Source organism: Mesorhizobium sp. M0040, from assembly GCF_040323505.1.
Classification (GTDB): domain Bacteria; phylum Pseudomonadota; class Alphaproteobacteria; order Rhizobiales; family Rhizobiaceae; genus Mesorhizobium.
In genome coordinates this window covers 39,840-56,491 of record NZ_JAMYVA010000022.1, presented here as the reverse complement: position 1 = coordinate 56,491, position 16,652 = coordinate 39,840, and the positions used below count along the sequence as shown (strand labels likewise).

16 protein-coding genes are annotated in these 16,652 nt (G+C 62.4%); 5 read left to right on the top strand and 11 right to left on the bottom strand.

Annotated features, from left to right (window positions below):
• Window position 1 precedes the first annotated feature (1 nt).
• Entirely contained in the window at window positions 2-928 is a 927-nt protein-coding gene (locus NKJ91_RS19530) for a histone deacetylase family protein (RefSeq protein ID WP_352456880.1), read from the bottom strand.
• A 133-nt stretch (window positions 929-1,061) separates the two neighbouring features.
• The gene (locus NKJ91_RS19525; RefSeq protein ID WP_352456879.1) at window positions 1,062-1,715 is read right to left on the bottom strand and encodes a TetR/AcrR family transcriptional regulator; all 654 of its coding nucleotides are present in this window, start codon (window positions 1,713-1,715) and stop codon (window positions 1,062-1,064) included.
• A gap of 118 nt (window positions 1,716-1,833) precedes the next feature.
• Here NKJ91_RS19525 and NKJ91_RS19520 point away from each other — a divergent pair, with 118 nt between their 5' ends.
• The gene (locus NKJ91_RS19520) at window positions 1,834-3,057 is read left to right on the top strand and encodes an MFS transporter (RefSeq protein ID WP_352456878.1); all 1,224 of its coding nucleotides are present in this window, start codon (window positions 1,834-1,836) and stop codon (window positions 3,055-3,057) included.
• A gap of 59 nt (window positions 3,058-3,116) precedes the next feature.
• On the opposite strand, the gene ribB is transcribed toward NKJ91_RS19520, so the two are convergent.
• Both ribB and aroC read right to left on the bottom strand, forming a co-directional pair.
• Complete coding sequence (gene ribB, locus NKJ91_RS19515; protein WP_023674113.1) at window positions 3,117-4,217, bottom strand: 3,4-dihydroxy-2-butanone-4-phosphate synthase; 1,101 nt, start codon at window positions 4,215-4,217, stop codon at window positions 3,117-3,119.
• A gap of 100 nt (window positions 4,218-4,317) precedes the next feature.
• A complete protein-coding gene (gene aroC, locus NKJ91_RS19510; RefSeq protein ID WP_352456877.1) occupies window positions 4,318-5,427 on the bottom strand; it encodes a chorismate synthase in 1,110 nt (369 codons plus the stop codon).
• A gap of 275 nt (window positions 5,428-5,702) precedes the next feature.
• On the opposite strand from aroC, the gene NKJ91_RS19505 reads away from it, so the two are divergent.
• Window positions 5,703-5,966, top strand: a complete 264-nt coding sequence (locus NKJ91_RS19505; RefSeq protein ID WP_023716902.1) for a DUF1344 domain-containing protein — start codon at window positions 5,703-5,705, stop codon at window positions 5,964-5,966.
• A gap of 63 nt (window positions 5,967-6,029) precedes the next feature.
• Here the strand turns inward: NKJ91_RS19505 and NKJ91_RS19500 are convergent, their stop codons facing one another.
• The 4 genes from NKJ91_RS19500 to NKJ91_RS19485 all read right to left on the bottom strand — a co-directional run bounded on the left by NKJ91_RS19500 (window position 6,030) and on the right by NKJ91_RS19485 (window position 10,504).
• Window positions 6,030-6,617 carry a histidine phosphatase family protein gene (locus NKJ91_RS19500; protein ID WP_352456876.1) on the bottom strand — a complete coding sequence of 196 codons (588 nt, stop codon included), beginning with the start codon at window positions 6,615-6,617 and terminating at the stop codon, window positions 6,030-6,032.
• A gap of 31 nt (window positions 6,618-6,648) precedes the next feature.
• On the bottom strand, window positions 6,649-7,467 hold the full coding sequence (gene fabI / locus NKJ91_RS19495; RefSeq protein ID WP_031211054.1) for an enoyl-ACP reductase FabI: 819 nt from the start codon (window positions 7,465-7,467) through the stop codon (window positions 6,649-6,651).
• 521 nt (window positions 7,468-7,988) lie between these two features.
• Complete coding sequence (locus NKJ91_RS19490) at window positions 7,989-9,146, bottom strand: DUF1501 domain-containing protein (protein WP_352456875.1); 1,158 nt, start codon at window positions 9,144-9,146, stop codon at window positions 7,989-7,991.
• Window positions 9,137-10,504 carry a S8 family serine peptidase gene (locus tag NKJ91_RS19485; RefSeq protein ID WP_352456874.1) on the bottom strand — a complete coding sequence of 456 codons (1,368 nt, stop codon included), beginning with the start codon at window positions 10,502-10,504 and terminating at the stop codon, window positions 9,137-9,139. Before NKJ91_RS19485 ends, NKJ91_RS19490 begins: the two co-directional genes overlap by 10 nt.
• 173 nt (window positions 10,505-10,677) lie before the next feature.
• Here NKJ91_RS19485 and NKJ91_RS19480 point away from each other — a divergent pair, with 173 nt between their 5' ends.
• Window positions 10,678-11,256 (top strand): hypothetical protein, encoded by a 579-nt coding sequence (locus NKJ91_RS19480; RefSeq protein ID WP_352456873.1) that lies wholly within the window; start codon window positions 10,678-10,680, stop codon window positions 11,254-11,256.
• A 10-nt stretch (window positions 11,257-11,266) separates the two neighbouring features.
• Here NKJ91_RS19480 and NKJ91_RS19475 read toward each other — a convergent pair whose 3' ends face one another.
• A complete protein-coding gene (locus NKJ91_RS19475) occupies window positions 11,267-12,997 on the bottom strand; it encodes an adenylate/guanylate cyclase domain-containing protein (protein WP_352456872.1) in 1,731 nt (576 codons plus the stop codon).
• A 232-nt stretch (window positions 12,998-13,229) separates the two neighbouring features.
• Here NKJ91_RS19475 and NKJ91_RS19470 point away from each other — a divergent pair, with 232 nt between their 5' ends.
• Window positions 13,230-14,405, top strand: coding sequence for a YcaO-like family protein (locus NKJ91_RS19470; RefSeq protein WP_352456871.1), 1,176 nt, complete (start codon window positions 13,230-13,232; stop codon window positions 14,403-14,405).
• Between the two features lie 76 nt (window positions 14,406-14,481).
• On the opposite strand, the gene NKJ91_RS19465 is transcribed toward NKJ91_RS19470, so the two are convergent.
• Together NKJ91_RS19465 and NKJ91_RS19460 are read right to left on the bottom strand one after the other, a co-directional pair.
• The gene (locus NKJ91_RS19465) at window positions 14,482-15,411 is read right to left on the bottom strand and encodes a DnaJ C-terminal domain-containing protein (protein ID WP_352456870.1); all 930 of its coding nucleotides are present in this window, start codon (window positions 15,409-15,411) and stop codon (window positions 14,482-14,484) included.
• A 100-nt stretch (window positions 15,412-15,511) separates the two neighbouring features.
• A complete protein-coding gene (locus NKJ91_RS19460) occupies window positions 15,512-15,970 on the bottom strand; it encodes an RT0821/Lpp0805 family surface protein (protein ID WP_352456869.1) in 459 nt (152 codons plus the stop codon).
• Window positions 15,971-16,009: 39 nt separating this feature from the next.
• Between NKJ91_RS19460 and pdxH the strand changes: the two genes are divergently transcribed.
• Window positions 16,010-16,627, top strand: coding sequence for a pyridoxamine 5'-phosphate oxidase (gene pdxH, locus NKJ91_RS19455; protein ID WP_292663882.1), 618 nt, complete (start codon window positions 16,010-16,012; stop codon window positions 16,625-16,627).
• Window positions 16,628-16,652 lie beyond the last annotated feature (25 nt).

The following is a 16,652-nucleotide window of genomic DNA, read 5'->3' as shown; positions in this document are numbered from 1 at the left end:
TCTATCCCTTCATCAGCCGCCCGACATGGGCGGCGACTGAAAATGCCAATCCCTGCAGATCGTAGCCGCCCTCGAGCACGCTGACGAGCCGGTTGCGGCTATGGCGCCCGGCTCGTTCGAGCAACTGGCCGGTCGCCCAGTCGAAATCATCCTCGGTCAGGTTGATCTCGGCCAGCGGATCGCGGTGGTGGGCATCGAAACCGGCGGAGATGATGATGAGGTCGGGCGCAAAATTGTCGAGCGCCGGCAGGATGCGCGACAGAAAGGCGTCGCGGAAACTATCGCTGCCGCTCTGCGGCGCCAGCGGAGCGTTGACGATGTTGCCGGCGCCGGTTTCGCTCACGGCCCCGGTTCCCGGGTAAAGCGGCATCTGGTGTGTCGAGCAATAGAGCACCGATGGATCGTCCCAGAAAATGTCCTGCGTGCCGTTGCCGTGATGCACATCCCAGTCGACGACGGCGACGCGGTCGGCGCCATGGTTCTTCTGCGCGTAGCGTGCCGCGATCGCGGCGGTGTTGAACAGGCAAAAACCCATGGAGGTGGTCTTTTCGGCATGATGGCCGGGCGGCCGTGCGGCGACGAAGACGTTTTCGGCACGGTCGGTGAAGACGTCGTCGACCGCGGCGTTGGCTGCGCCGATCGCGGTCACGGCCGCCTGCCAGCTCTTTGGGCTGGCGGTGGTATCGGCGTCGATACGGGCGATGCCGGTGTCCGGTATCGCTGCGCGGACACGTTCGACGAATTCGGGCGGATGCGCGTAGAGGATGGTTGCCTCGTCGCCTTCGGGCGCCTGGACGCGATCGAGCGCCGCGAAGGCCTCGTCGTCAAGCACACGCTCTATGGCGCGCAAACGGTCCGGCCGCTCCGGATGACCGGGCGGTGTTATGTGCTCGAGGAAAATCGGGTGGGTGTAAAGTCTCGTGACCATGCCCCGATATAGGCGCGCCTCGCCGCTTTGGCCATGTTTTCGCGCGCTGGTGAGGCGATGTTCAACAGGGTTTAGGCAACGGGCGTCGGCTGAGCCCACCGCGAGCCGCCTGGGATCGGCGAAAAGAATGACCTCAGGCCGGTGATCGGTCAGCCTCGGGCTGCTTCGCTGACGATCGATCAGGCTTAGGCAGCTTGCCGGTGCGATTGAGCAGCCCTTCCAGAAGAACCTTGAACGCCTTCACTGCCTTCTTCGACGTCGCTTCGGGATCGTTCGAATTTGCGATCCACTGCGCCGCATGCAACGAGGCGCCGCTGACCAGCCTTGCCGCGGCTTCGGGATCGACGGCGAGAATTGTCCCCTCGTCGCTCAGTCTTAGCAGGCTCTCTGTCATCGAGCGGATGCATGTGCTCTGGCTTGGCCATTGCGATGGATCGCCGAGCACCGCCGGCCCGTCACGAAGCACGATACGCTGGATCTCCGGCTCCAGCGCCATCTCGATATAGGCGGTACATTCGTCGACAAAGCCCTGCCAGAGATTGTCCGGCTTGGCCGAAACGACCTTCAACCGGGCCGACATTTCGGCGTCGATCTCGGCGATCACCGCCTGGAGAAGGCCCTTCTTGTCGCCGAAATGATGATAGAGCGCACCGCGCGTCAGCCCGGCCGATGCCGTGAAATCGTCCATCGAGGCTTCGGCATAGCCGAGCGTGCCGAAGGCCTGGCGCGCCGCCCCGATCAGCTTGGCGCGGGTTTCGGCAATCATCTCCTTGCGTGGTCTATGCATGCTCTGGCCCTATTAACATACGTCTCGTATGCCAATTGACATACGCCGCGTATGATCTATTTAAACTCATACGCCACGTATGTAATCGCCGAACCGACCGTTGTCGAGGAGCCAGACCATGCAAAATCCCTATTCCCAGATCTTTCGCGCGCCCGGCGCCAAGGGCTTTGCCGCCGCCGGCTTCGCTGCCCGGCTGCCGATCGCCATGGCTCCGATCGGGATCGTCGCGATGCTGTCGCAGACCGATGGCGAATACTGGCTGGCCGGCGCCGTCTCCGCGACATATGCGCTGGCCAACGCTTTCGTCGCCCCGCAGGTATCACGGCTGGTGGACCGCCTCGGCCAGACGCGGATTGTGGTGCCGACCACTGTGATTTCCACGCTCGCTTTCGCGATCCTGATTGCGGCGGCCAATCAGCATTGGCCGATATGGACGCTATTCGTCTCGGCGCTGCTCGCCGCCGTCATGCCCAGCATCCCGGCAATGGTGCGCGCACGCTGGACCGAGATTTTTCGCAACCGCCCCGAGCTGAACACGGCGTTCGCCTTCGAGTCGGCGGCGGACGAACTGGTCTACATCGCCGGCGCATCGCTGTCGGTAGGGCTGAGCGTCGCGCTTTTCCCGGAAGCGGGAGTGCTCGCGAGCACATTGTTCCTCGCCTTCGGTTCGACGGCCTTCATCCTGCAGCGCTCGACCGAACCGCGAGCCCGACCGGTGGAACATGGTTCAGGCGGCTCGGCAATCCGCCTGCGGCCGGTCCAGATCATCACCTTGGCCCTGATCTTCATCGGCGCGACCTTCGCCACCACGGAGGTGAGCACGGTGGCGATCACCAAGGAGCTTGGCCAGCCAGGGGCCGCCAGCTTCGTCATCGGCGTCTACGCGCTCGGATCGTTCGTCGTCGGCATCATCATCGGCGCCCTGAACCTGAAACTGCCGCTGCAAATTCAGCTTGCCATCGCAATCGCCATCATTGCGCTTACCACGCTGCCGCTGCTCGTCGCCGACACAGTACCGCTGCTGGCACTGGCCGTCTTCGTCAGCGGCGTGGCGATTTCGCCGACCTTCATCACGGCATTTGGCCTGATCGAACGGCGCGTGCCCGAGGCGGTGCTGACCGAAGGCGTGACCTGGGTGATGACCGGCATCGGCATTGGCATGGCGCTCGGCTCGTTCGCCGCCGGCTGGGTGGTGGACGCTTTCGGCGCGCAGAACGGGTTCTGGGTATCGGTGGCATCGGGCACAATCGCGCTGGTCATCGTGCTCGCCGGCCAGCGCAGCCTTGCCGCGCCGAACTGCGAGATGGCTGCATGCGACGCAGCCGCGGTCGCTGCGGAATAGTTTCCGGTGCGTCCGGCCCCGAGGCGGGGCCGGACGCATACCAGCATCGTGAGAATGGCCTAAAGAATCTCGGTCTTGGCGATGTGGATGCCAAAACCTTCGAGGCCGACATAATGGCGCTCGCGCGAGGCGATCAGATTGATCGAGGAAATGCCGAGATCCTTGAGGATTTGCGCGCCGAGGCCGATCTCGCGCCATTCGTTCTCGCGCCGGCGCGCCTCTTCATGATCCTCTCGGTCGCCGGCAGCCGGCCGCTTGCGTTCCTGATGGGCGACGCCGACCGAGCCTTCGCGCAGATAGACGATGACGCCGCGCTGGCGCTCGCCCATCGCCTTCATGATGGCGTCCAGCCTGTGGCTGGTGCCGAAGACGTCGCTGACCACGTCCTCGGAATGAAGGCGCACCGGCACCTCGACGCCGTCGCGGATATCGCCGAAGACGACCGCCACGTGATGCATGGAATCCCAGGGCAGCGTGTAGGTGAAGACCTGTGCCTTGCCGCCGGGCGTCTCGATGTCCGAACAGGCGACGCGCTCGACCAGCGTTTCCTTGCGTTGCCGGTAGGCGATTAGGTCGGCAACCGAAATCTGCTTCAACCCGTGCTTTTCCGCGAAGGCCTGCACCTGCGGGCCACGCATGACAGTGCCGTCATCATTGACCAGCTCGGAAATGACGCCAACCGGCGGCAGGCCGGCGAGCTTGCAGAGGTCGACAGCGGCTTCGGTATGGCCCGAACGCATCAGCACGCCGCCTTCGCGCGCGATCAGCGGAAAGATGTGGCCGGGGCGGACGAAATCGGAGGCGCCGACATTGCCGTTGGCGAGATTGCGCACCGTCAGCGTGCGGTCGTCGGCCGAAATGCCGGTCGTGGTGCCGTGCTTGAAGTCGACGCTGACGGTAAAGGCAGTGGTGTGGGCGGAATCATTGTCGGCCACCATCGGCGACAGGTTGAGCCGCTTTGCTTCCTCGCGCGGCATCGGCGTGCAGACGATGCCCGACGTGTTGCGAACGATGAACGCCATCTTTTCCGGCGTGCAATGGACGGCGGCGACGATCAGGTCGCCCTCGTTCTCGCGGCCGTCATCGTCCATAACGACGACGATCTCGCCGCGCTCGAAGGCGCGCAGGGCTTCAACGATCTTCTTCTGGTCGTAAGGCATGGGTGCTCGCTTCGCTCGCAGGGAATAGGGGAGTAGGGCAGTACGGCAGTAGGGGAAAGCGAAAATGGCTGCCTGGCGGCATTAACATAAACATACTGCCCTACTCCCCTACTCCCTTACCTGTCTGTCCCCGATGACGCAGATAATGATCGGCAATGGCGCAGGCAACCATCGCCTCGCCGATCGGTACTGCGCGGATGCCGACGCATGGATCGTGCCGGCCCTTGGTCATGATCTCGACGTCGTTGCCGTCCTTGTCGATCGACCTTCGCGGCGTCAGGATCGACGAGGTCGGCTTGACGGCGAAACGCGCGACGATCGCCTGGCCGGTCGAGATGCCGCCGAGGATGCCGCCGGCATTGTTGGACAGGAAGACCGGCTTGCCGTCATTGCCCATGCGCATCTCATCGGCATTCTCCTCGCCGGTGATGCGGGCGGCCTCGAAACCGTTGCCGATCTCGACGCCCTTGACGGCGTTGATCGACATCAGGCCGGCGGCGATGTCCTGGTCGAGCTTGGCATAGATCGGCGCGCCAAGCCCCGCCGGAACGCCATCGGCGACGATCTCGATGACCGCACCGACCGAGGAGCCCGCCTTGCGGATGCCGTCCAGATATTTGGTGAAGACGGCGACGGACGCCGGATCAGGCGTGAAGAACGGGTTTTCAGCGTCGCCGACGAAATTCCAGTTCCAATTGGCGCGATCGATCGATTTATCGCCCATCGACACCAGCGCGCCGCGCACCACCATGCCGGGCACGACCTTGCGGGCAAGCGCTCCGGCCGCCACCCGCGCCGCCGTCTCACGCGCCGAGGAGCGGCCGCCGCCGCGGTAATCGCGCAGGCCGTATTTGACCTCGTAAGTGTAATCGGCATGGCCCGGCCGGAACTGACGGGCTATGTCGCCATAATCCTTGGAGCGCTGGTCGACATTCTCGATCAGCATCGACACCGGCGTGCCGGTGGTGACCATCGTCTCACCGTCCTCATCGAGAATGAAGCCGGACAGGACCTTGACCTCGTCAGGTTCGCGACGCTGCGTCACAAAACGTGACTGGCCGGGGCGGCGCTTGTCGAGTTCGGCCTGGATCTCGTCGCGAGTGAAACGGATGCCTGGCGGACAGCCGTCGACGACGCAGCCCAGCGCCGGCCCATGGCTTTCGCCCCAGGTGGTGACGCGGAAAAGATGGCCGAACGTGTTGTGCGACATGGAACCAGCCCTGCCGGCGTCGGAGCCGGCTCAGCGCATGACCCCGAAAATCGGAGCGATTTTCGGAAAGGATCATGCACAAAATCAAAAGTGCTACAGCGTCCTTTGCGCGTCCAGGAGGACGCGTGGCGCTGTCGCCTGCCTTCTATTGGCGTTTTCCACAGTGGTCAAACTGTGATCCCGCGGATTTAGTTTTGACACATTCGATTGGTTTCTGCTCAGTTCCGTTCCGTTGGACCGAGCCGCTGTACCGGCAATGATTAAAGAGGACGATGATGCGTATTCTGATTGGCGCTGTTGCCGCCACGCTGTTGATTTCCACCGCCGCCTTCGCCGGCCAGACCGAAGGCCTGATCAAGAAGGTCGACAAGGATGCGCTGACGCTGACGCTGGACGACGGCAAGTCCTACAAGCTGAACGCCGAAACCGACCTCGATGCGCTGAAGCCAGGCATGGACATCGTCCTCGCCTACGACGTGACGAATGGCGAGAACGTCGTCACCGACATGGAACTGCCGGACACCGGATCGACCGAGTAGGACGCGTCGATATTCAGCTGATGCCGGCCCGACCTGATCTCAACATACGCTACATCATCGGTCTCAAAGCCACTCCAGGCGCCGGCCGTCCAGTCTGAGCACGCGGTCCTGCGGCACTTCCATGCTGACCGCATCTTGTTCGGACATCCCCAGTACCAAGCGGAACATTACGCGCATGATGCCACCATGGGTTACGCAGACCGTCTGGCGATCGAGCGCGTCGAACCACGGCTTCACCCGTTCGAGCAGCATCTGGTAGCTTTCGGCGCCCTCGCCGGGCGGCTGGAAATTCCATTTATCGAGGCGGCGGCGCCTGGTCGAACCGGGATTGTTCGCCTCGAGTTCGGCAAAGGTGAAACCCTGCCAGTCGCCAAAGCTCAATTCCACGAGCAGCGGCTCGGTACGATAGGCGTGCGGATCGAGCTTCATCGCCGCGCGCAGGCGCTCCATCGTCTCGCGCGTGCGCCGCATCGGGCTGGCGACAAAGTCGAAATCTTCGGGCTTGTCGATGAGTTCGGCCAGTCTGCGCCCGTTGCGGCTAGCCTGCTCGCGGCCAAGCTCGTTGAGGTCGGTATCGGCCTGCCCCTGCAGCCGGGCCTCGGCGTTCCACGCCGTCTGGCCGTGGCGCACGATATAGACGAGCGGGTACATCAGGTCTTCCGGAAGAGGTCAGGCGGTGGCGTCAGTCCTTGACCGTCGAAATATCCGGCGCGTCGACCGCCTTCATGCCGACGACGTGATAGCCGGAATCGACATGATGGATCTCGCCGGTGACGCCGCGCGAAAGGTCGGACAGGAAATAGACGCCGGAATCGCCAACCTCCTCCTGCGTGACCGTCTGCTTCAACGGCGAATTGTATTCGTTCCATTTCAGGATATAGCGGAAATCGCCGATGCCAGATGCGGCAAGCGTCTTGATCGGGCCGGCGGAGATCGCGTTGACGCGGATCTTCTTGGCGCCGAGGTCGACGGCCAGATAGCGCACGCTGGCTTCGAGTGCCGCCTTGGCGACACCCATGACGTTGTAGTGCGGCATCACCTTTTCCGCGCCGTAATAGGTCAGCGTCAGCAGCGAGCCGCCGTCGGTCATCAGCGCCTCGGCACGTTTGGCGATGGTGGTGAAGGAATAGACCGAAATATCCATTGTGCGCAGGAAATTGTCGCGCGTCGTCTCGACATAGCGGCCGGTCAGTTCGTCCTTGTCGGAAAAGGCGATTGCGTGGACGAGGAAATCGAGCTTGCCCCAATGGCTGGCGATGTCGGCGAACACCGCATCGAGGCTGGCCGGGTCGGTCACATCACAATGGCCGGCGACATGCGCGCCCAGTTCCGCGGCGAGCGGCTCGACGCGTTTCTTGAACGCCTCGCCCTGATAGGTCAGCGCGATCTCGGCGCCATGGTCGACACAGGCCTTGGCGATGCCGTAAGCGATCGAGCGATTGTTGGCGATGCCAAGGATAAGGCCGCGCTTGCCGGCCATAAGGCCCCGTCCACCCGCCATGTCAGCGCTCTCCGCAAGGTTCTCTACTTTGTGGAGTGCCTATCGCACAGCCACAGTGCCCCTTCAAGCGTTCAAAGCGGACAGTTCGGGGGACAAAGCCGCTGGTCTACAGAGTCGCGCGTCGTTTGGGCGCGCAAAGGACGCTGTAGCGCCTTGACCTTGCAGTCGTGGGCCAGTGGAAAAATCCGACGCCAGTATCGGTGTCACGGCGGAAGATGACCCTTTGGCGGAAGTTTCGTTGGCCAGCGGCCGAAGTCTCGCTCATGACCCCAAGCCGACTTCCATACTTTGGGCCGTTGGCGACCGCTTTGCGCCTCATCTCGGCCATTCAAGTTAGCTCGGCCATTGCCTTAAACCGGACATTATAGGCGACCGCGCTGGGAGGCCGGCATTCGAAACCCTTCACAATAGCCGTGATTCCGGAAGGTTCTTAGAAGCGGCCACTTAAGATTAGGCGTCGCCTACTGCAGTCCGATGCGTCCCGTAGCCGACGCGGATAAGAAGCTAAACCGCGCTGGAGATCACATCGAAGCCAGTCGACCTCCGCCTGGACAACGGCTCCCGATAAACAGTCCACGCACCGCCGGTATCCCGGCAGCGCCTGGGAAAATTTCAGCCATTGCTCGGTCAGGAAGACGCAGGTGTTCCGTCAGCACGCCCTTTATGATCGATCGTACGTCCGTCGTAGCAGCCAAGTCTGTTCCGCCATGAAGCAGGTCTCGAGCAAGACCGGGCCAGCGATTGCCTACTCGCCCGCCGGCAACGGCGCCACCCATTAACAAGGTGACACTCGCGACGCCGTGATCAGTGCCGCCGTCGGTGTTGGGCACCACGGAACGGCCGAACTCCGTGACCACCAGCACCGCCGTCCTGTTCCAGGCAGGCCCGGACGCTTGGGCAAATGCAATGAGGCCCCGCGCCAGCCCGTTCAAACTCCGCGCCAGCCTTCCGAAGTCCGCTCCCTGCGCCACATGCGTGTCGAAGCCGGCCACCTCGAGCATCGCAATCCGCGGCCCGCCCGTAGCTGACAGGGCAAGCGCCGCGCTCCTGGCCGCGTCGCCGAAGCGAGCCGCGTCGCATGCGGCATGTTGTTCCAGCAGGCTTTCGCTGCCCTTTGCGCCGGACGGCCAAGTGCCCTCGGCGCAGAGGCGGACGAGGTCGAGCCGAGGATTGGCCAGCGCAAGATCGGCCAGCATGTCCATCGATCGATCGGCCGGTCTGGCCCGCCACACCGCCTTCTGCCGGCGCGACAGTACAGAAGAAGCCCGGTCGAGCCATCCGGCGCTGCCGCCGTCGATATCGCCGTCGAACAGCGCCGCCTGGGCGGCCGCGTGGGACCGGCCCGCATCCGGAATGGCGGTCGCGGGCACGATGAGCAACTCGCCGCACGAGTAGTAGGGCAGGAGGGGCCCGAGCGCCGGATGAAGCGCGAAGAGCTCGTCGAGCTTGAGCATCTCGGCGACGCCAGAGTTCGGGAAAGGCACGAGGGGCCCGCGCGCCGAGGCAAAATGCGGATCGCCGTAGGGCGGCACGGCAGCTAGTGCATCGAGTCCGCCACGCACGTGGACGAGCAGAAGGCGAGGATCTTCGTCCACAAGCGAGGCACCGGCCAGACGCACGCTACCGAACGCGGACGCCAAGGCCAAACCTTGCAGCGCTGCCCTTCGGGTCAGTTGCATTTAGGCTCGTCCGAACTTGGGTTCACCGGCGTACCCGCGGTCATATACCCTAGCAGATCCGTATTCGGGCTAAGACTTCCCGTTGTCAGAGCCTTGTTAGTCGGCTGCGCGTTGCGAACCAAAAGGCCGGCAAGTGCCGGGGCTGCGAAAGATGTGCCCGAACAGATGTTCCTCCGGAGCTTGCCGTTCTTTCGGCTCTTCCACAGTGACAGGACATTGACGCCCGGTTCGGCATAGGACGCGCCGAACGCCCCCCCGCGCCATAGCGTGTCGCACCAGGCGTTGCTGATGCCTTGGCATTTCCCAGGAGTTGCCACCTGAATATATTCGCTGTTAGAAGCCGAAGCGCTGTATATCGCTCCCACCTTGTTTCCTGTCGTCACAGGCGAAAAATAAGTCGCCGCATTGGCCGGGAAATAAGACTGTACCCAAGGGCCCTCTTCGTCTTCCCGGGGGTTGCCCGCAGCTACCACAACGCGCACCTGACGGTCGGCGATCTGATAAAGAAGGGCGTCGAGAAATTTAAGATCTTGCAACGTGCTTCCGCGTCTGGTGCTCTCCAGATATAATGCACCCCAACTCACGTTCAGAATATCCCCAGCGACCGCGTTGTCCCGAACATGGCGAAGCGCGAGAAGAGGCGGGCCGAAAATTTCGGTCTTCAGCTTACTGAAGGCCTTTACGATCTTGAGCGGGGCGTCGGGGCTGACACCAACCAGACCTATATACTGGTCGCCCTGCTTGACACGCTTTCCGCCGATAACTGCTGCCACCATCGTCCCGTGCCCTACCGTGTCGTCGAGGCTCGACACGGTCTGGCATGGGCTGCTCGTGCAATCGATGGCTTCCTGAACCTTGAGGAGCCCGGCGGTGACAACGTTCCAATCCACTCCGCTGTCGATGATCCATACGGTGGGCGATCCTGAAGCCACCGGCTGTGGTGACCCGACGACCCTGCAGACGCTGGGAGGGACAACGTCCGCAGTCGGCGAGATGCCCAGGAGTTCCGGCCCCTCGCAGGTGGCACCATCGAACAGGTTCACCACGAAAGGATCCGGCTCCTCATATCCTCTGGAGCGCAGCTCTTCGATCTCGCTCTCGGAAAAGGTCCCCGTCACGATGCTGATACCGATATCCGGCATGTCCACCGCTTCCAGCTTGCCCTTGCCTGCGATGAACTTGTTCAGCGCGCCGATATCCTTGCGTAACTCCGCCGCCCTGGCGATGTCGACGATGAAAGTCTTTTCGATGTCACCGCTGTCGGTTAAGCCCTCCTGGCCTGACGCTTCCGGTCTCCCTGTTCCGACAGCGGCGAGGAGACAGCCGAGCAACAGCACACGAAGTTGAGCAAGTATCATTCGTGCATCCTCCGGCTGTCGTTACTGATACCGCGAGGATCAGAATGCTCCCAATACGGCTTTCTGTCCATGAAAACATCGAGTCGATGCGAGCATGCCGCCTGCGCATTGCTTGCGACAGATGCAAAATGCGTTTAGGCTATTTGCATTGACCTCGGAGGGGAGCCTCGGCGATGCCCAGGGCAGAATTGAAGCCAGGTCGGCAAGTCCAAGAGATCGGCGCAGCGATCGTAGGGGTCTGGCTCAAGCTTTTGCCGGCCTCGTCACGTATCTTGTCCATGGATTCAACATATCCCCTAACAATTACCATTGATCGGCAGATTTTCGCCGTCGGTGATACTATCAGACTTCGGCCGGAAGCAGGCCGTGCCATCGGCAACATCAGGGTCCGGACCGCCGCCGCCGGTACAGCGCCACATTCGCAGACACTGACGATAGAAGATCTGAATGGGCAGCCCACAAAATACGAGGATGACCCTCTCGACGGGGGCGACGCAATCCCGGATGCTGCCGCCTATGCGGACCTGAAGCGTGATCTCAAAATGGTGCTGGAAGACATCGTGGAAACGGGAGTGTCTGTCGAAGTTCACGTGGACGAACCGAACTTGATCAATGTGGTGGTGCCCCAGGTGCCGAGGGGGGTCCTGACCCGCAGCGATCTGATCGATTATCTGCACGACTACCACAAATACGCCCAGGGCAGGCACTACCATGACGAGCTCGCCACGGCCGTGCTCTTCGGCTGCAGGTAGTCGCCAGTCCCTACTCGGGCAATCCCGCTTCCCGCATGCCGTTGAGCAGCGTGCTACGGTCTCCGTCCAGCTTGTAAGGTTCCTTGGTGGCGAACCGCCGCCCGGAGAACTCCGGTGCGCCACGCAGAACCAGAAACGTGTAGCTCTTCGCCTCTTGGCTTCGGCCAAGCAGGGCGTTCGCTGCAGCCAGATAGACCTTAACCCAGGTCGGCATGGTGGACGAGCGGCCAAGATCGACAACTGCCTTATCCGGACGGTGGGCAATGAAATGGGCAACACCGCGGAACGGCCAATACCATGAAGGCTCGTATAGGGGATCGAGCACTCGCGCCCGTTCGAACCAGTCCAAGGCACTTTGGGGCTCGCCGGCAAATGTTTGATAAGTCCCTTGATAGGAGACCTGCTCGGGATCGTGCGGATTGAGTTCGAGCGCGCGTGTGTATAGCTGAGATGCGACGTCGAAATCACGACGGTGGAGGAGCACCCAGCCCAGTATGTTCAGGCAGACTGGATCATTGGGGGAAAGCGCCACCGCTTTTTTGGCGATGTCATAAGCCTCGGCAAGCACCGCATCCGACGGCCCCATGTCACGAAACCATTCAAGCTGCTTATAGTGGGCGAGCTTTGCGTACGCGCGCCCGTAGGATGGATCGAGCTCGATCGCTCGCTGATACCACTGTCGAGCCTCCATTTCGGCCGCGATGTCGCCCAGGGGCAGGGCATTGCCCCGGAGCACGCACTCATAGGCCGCGAGATTGGCAGGTGGTTTACGCCGCGCCTTCTCGGCGCCTGCGGCCGTAAGACGGCCGATAACGGTCCCGACGATCTTCCCGATCAGTTCGTCCTGGACATCGAAGATGTCCTGCTCGTCCCCGTCGTAGCGCTCGGCCCACAAGCACTCACCCGAGGTTGCGTCGACCAGCTCGCATGTAATGCGCATCCGCCGGCCCATGCGGCGGATCCCGCCTTCGATGACGAAATCCACGCCGTTATCCGCGACCAGGTCCACATCCTTGAGCCGCGTCGACGTATAATGGGACGCAACCGTAAGCTGAGTAAAGCGCGTCAATTCCGTGACGATGTCTTCGGTGAAGCCGCCACTGAAATAGGGTTGGACGTCGCCCGCGCTCTTGAACGGGCGAACGAGGATGGAGGGCTTGCTCGGACCAGCCATCTGCGCAGTCGATGCAGGTGGCAGCCCTTTGGGCTTTTGGAACAACGAGTATACGGGAATCGGGCGTGGAATGTTCTTGAGATGCTGTTCGCCGCAATATTCAAACGGAAGATTAAATTTGTCGCGAACTTCGTCGTGTACCTTTCCGGAAAGGCAGATACCGCCCGGGCTGGCGAACTGTTCCAGGCGCGCGGCTATGTTGACGGTATCTCCAAACACATCGCCATCGGTATCGACAATAATATCACCGAAGTTGATCCCAATCCGGAGAAAAATTTCCTGGCTGGCCTTCCCCGAAGACTGGCCGACAAGCAGTTCCTGGACTTCCACTGCTGACTGCACGGCTCCGAAAGCGCTTGGAAACTCGGCGAGCATCCCGTCTCCGGTCGTTCTCACAACCCGTCCCCGGTGCTGCGTGATCCTAGGCTCTATTTCGTCCTGCATGAGATGTTTGACGAGCGCGAAGGTGCGCTCTTCGTCGCGGGCCATCAGCGACGAGTAACCGACCATGTCAGCAGCCAGGATAGCCGTCAGACGTCGCTGAAGATTGCTGTCGCCCGCGTTCATTCTCTCCCTCGGCGGGTTATATTATGTTCGACGTCGGCTTGACGATATCAAAGCGTCTCGCAGGAGTTTGCATCATACTCCAGTGCGTGTCAGCGTGCGAATGAGCAATTGGTGCCGATACTGTAGAGGATTGAACATGTGAGGGCCGTGCTTGGGTGAAGGGTCCATAATGCCGGAGCGGCGGGCGTCCGAGGCAGGGGCCGGCGGGTCAAGCCTGGTTTACGGCCCCATCGTGATCACCGATCCCACGCTCAGATGCCCGATCACGGTCGCGGTCGGCCCCGTCCGAGGGGCCAGACCTTCTCGTTTTGTGTCAGGGTGGGGCAACACCACCCAGGAGGCGGTAACCGCCTGCGGGTATGAGGCCGATGAAACCTATTTCGCCCAGATGATCCCTCATGAGCGACTCTCACGCGCCCGCGCTGGCGAATTGCGCGGGCGCGTGATCGAGCCGCCTGCACTCACACTTTTCAGTGATGCGCAGTATTGCGAGCGGCTGCATTGGAACAAAAACGTCGATGATAGCCGCGCGGTCCCGATCCGCTGGCGCAGGTCGCAGCCACTGGACTGGATCCGGAGCGATCCGCGCTTCAGCACGAGCGAGGCCTGGGTGCCTGCGGGATTGTGCTTTCTCGGGTATCCCAACGATGAGTCATCAGGTCTGCCCCCGGCGGACTCCAATGGTCTTGCGAGGGGATCGAGCATAGAGGACGCGGTCGTGCGCGGCTTCTGCGAAGTCGTGGAGCGCGATGCAACAGCCATATGGTGGTACAATCGGCTGATTCTGCCTCGGATAGACCTGACTTCGCTGTCGGATGGACTGGCGTCCCAGTACGCCGATTGGCTGCTGACGCAGAACCGCGAATTGCGGCTTCTGCTCCTGACGCTTGACCTGCCCATCCCCATTGTCGCTGCAATTTCTCATCACGTCGGGGGTGGCGCGATTGCGTTCGGATTTGCGGCCGGACGATCCATGTCGGAGGCGGCCCGGCGCGCGGTGGGGGAACTTGCAGAATGTGAGGCGAACCTTACCCTGCTCAAACGGAACGCCGATACGTCCGGCACGGCGGCCTTCACCCCCGGCGCGCTGCACCTCTATCGGTGGCACATGGACGAGAACATTCATCGCCTTCCTCACCTTTCCGGCAATTCAGCAGTTCAGGCCTCGTCGGCCGAGTTGCGACTGGATTGGAACTATTGCCTCGACATCTGCCACGAGCAGGAACTTGAGATCTTCGCGGTCAACCTGACGCACAACGCCGAATCGCCTGTTGCACGAGTGTTTGTACCTGGACTTCGTCCTACCAAGCCCCGGTTGGGCGGCGGCAGGCTCTATGATGTTCCTGTGCGCCTAGGTTTGCAGCCATCAGTTTCCCAGGCCGTCAACGAGGTTCCCTTTCCATTGTGATCCGTATGGTCGCGGGCATGCCCCCCCGGAGTGCCCGCTTTTCACACACGACATCAAGCGCCAGCCTTTTCGACCGTCAGCCCTTTCGCCGGCGCATCAGCGCCTCGAGCTCGGCGTCGCCGCCTTCCGGCAGCATCAGCCGCACGTGTGCGTAGAGGTCGCCGTGACCGCCGGCCTTTTCCGGTAGGCCCCTGCCCTTCAGCCGCAGAACCTTGTCCGAGCTCGACCAAGGGGGAACATTGACCGCAATCCTGCCGGTCGGGGTTTCGACCGCCACCTTGGCGCCATGCACCGCATCGGCCAGTTCCACCGGCAGGTCGACATGCAGGTCGCGGCCCTCGACGCGGTAGCGCGGGTGCCGGCGGAAACGGATTTTAACGAGCGCATCGCCCGGCTGCCCCGGTCCTTGCTCACCCTGGCCTTTCAACCGGATGGTCTGACCGTCCTCGACATAGGCCGGCAACTTGACCGCCATCTTGCGGCCGTCGGGGAACATCGCCGTCACCTTCTCGGCGGTGGCGGCTTCCTCGATGGTGACGTCCAGCGTCACGTTGAGATCGGCGGCGGTCGGGGCCTGGCGGCGGCCGCCGGTGCCGGCGCCGCGCTGCTGGGTGAAAGCATCGCCGAAGATCTGGCTGAAGATGTCGCTGTTGCCGTCGAACGGATCGCCGCCGGGACGGCCCGTGCGGAATTCGAAATGCGCGCCGCCCGGCCCTTGCTGCCGGCGGAAACCGGCGAAAGGATCGGCGCCGCCAGCCGCGCCTTCGAAACCTTGGAAACGCTGTTTGCCATCGGCGTCGATCTCGCCGCGATCGAATGCCGCCCGGTTCTTCTCGTCGCCGACGATCTCGTAAGCCTGGTTGGCGGCGGCAAAACGGTCCTTCGCCTTGGGATCATCCGGATTCTGGTCCGGATGATACTTCTTGGCGAGCTTCCGGTATGCGGATTTTATGTCCTTGGCCGATGCGTTCTTGGCAACGCCCAGCACCTCATAGGGGTCGCGCATGCTTACTGCCCTGGAGAAGGAGTGGTTCCATGATCGCCTCCTATATGCGCTTGCATAGGAAGAAATTCCAGTGGCTTACCACTATATCGCCGGCGGAAAATCAGAGCGCCTTGAAGTCCTGCATTCGCCAGGCGCTGCCGCCGGCCAGGCATACTTCGCCTTTGAACAGCGCGACGCCGTCGAAGCTTTCGCGCGACGCGGTGAAGCGACGACATGTCTCGCCGTTAGCCCTGACTTCCGCCAGCTCGGTGATGGAGCCGCGCGAGCCGGTGTCGGCATTCGCCCAGGGAACGGCCTGCCCGGCCAGTTGCTCGACGTCGGCGGAGGACACGGCATTGCGGATCGTGGCCTGGTCGGAAGCGCGGTCCTGATCGAGCGGCGTGACTGAGGCCGGCGTGCTCGATGTCAGCACCGAACGGTCGACCTCCGCCTGCTCCAGGCTGAAGCCGCCGCCACACGCGGCAAGCGGCAGGATGATTGTCACGATCATGGCTTTGGCGCTGGCCGAAGCGATAACGCTCCATTGCCCACTGTCAAAAGCTTGCGCGATACGCGACAATCGGCAATCTCCCCAGCCGGCGACAAATTTGGGAAAACTATGAGCGAAACCGGGTTAACAAGCGGTGACTTTACCGAGGCGGCGGAGCCGTTCCGGCTCTTTGCGGCGTGGCTCGACGACGCGACGAAGAGCGAGATCAACGACCCCAACAGCGTGGCGCTGGCGACCGTTGATGCCGAAGGCATGCCGAATGTGCGTATGGTGCTGCTCAAGGGGTTCGACGAGGGCGGCTTTGTCTTCTACACGAACTTCGAGAGCGCCAAGGGCCGTGAGATTCTTGGCAGCATGAAAGCGGCGATGTGCTTCCACTGGAAATCGCTGCGCCGGCAGGTGCGAGCGCGCGGCCCGGTGGAGATCGTCACCGACGCCGAAGCCGACGCCTATTACGCGACGCGTCCGCGCGGCAGCCGCATCGGCGCCTGGGCCTCCAAGCAGTCGCGGCCGCTGGAAAGCCGCTTCGCGCTGGAAAAGGCGGTCGCCGAATACACGGCGCGCCATGCGATCGGCGACATCCCGCGGCCAAAACACTGGTCAGGCTTCCGCATCGTGCCGCAGACCATCGAGTTCTGGCACGACCGTCCGTTCCGGCTGCACGACCGTGTCGTGTTTTCGCGCAACGCCGAGGGCGGTTGGGACAAGGTGAGGCTTTATCCGTAGGGCACGACGGTGGAGCGCCGATCTC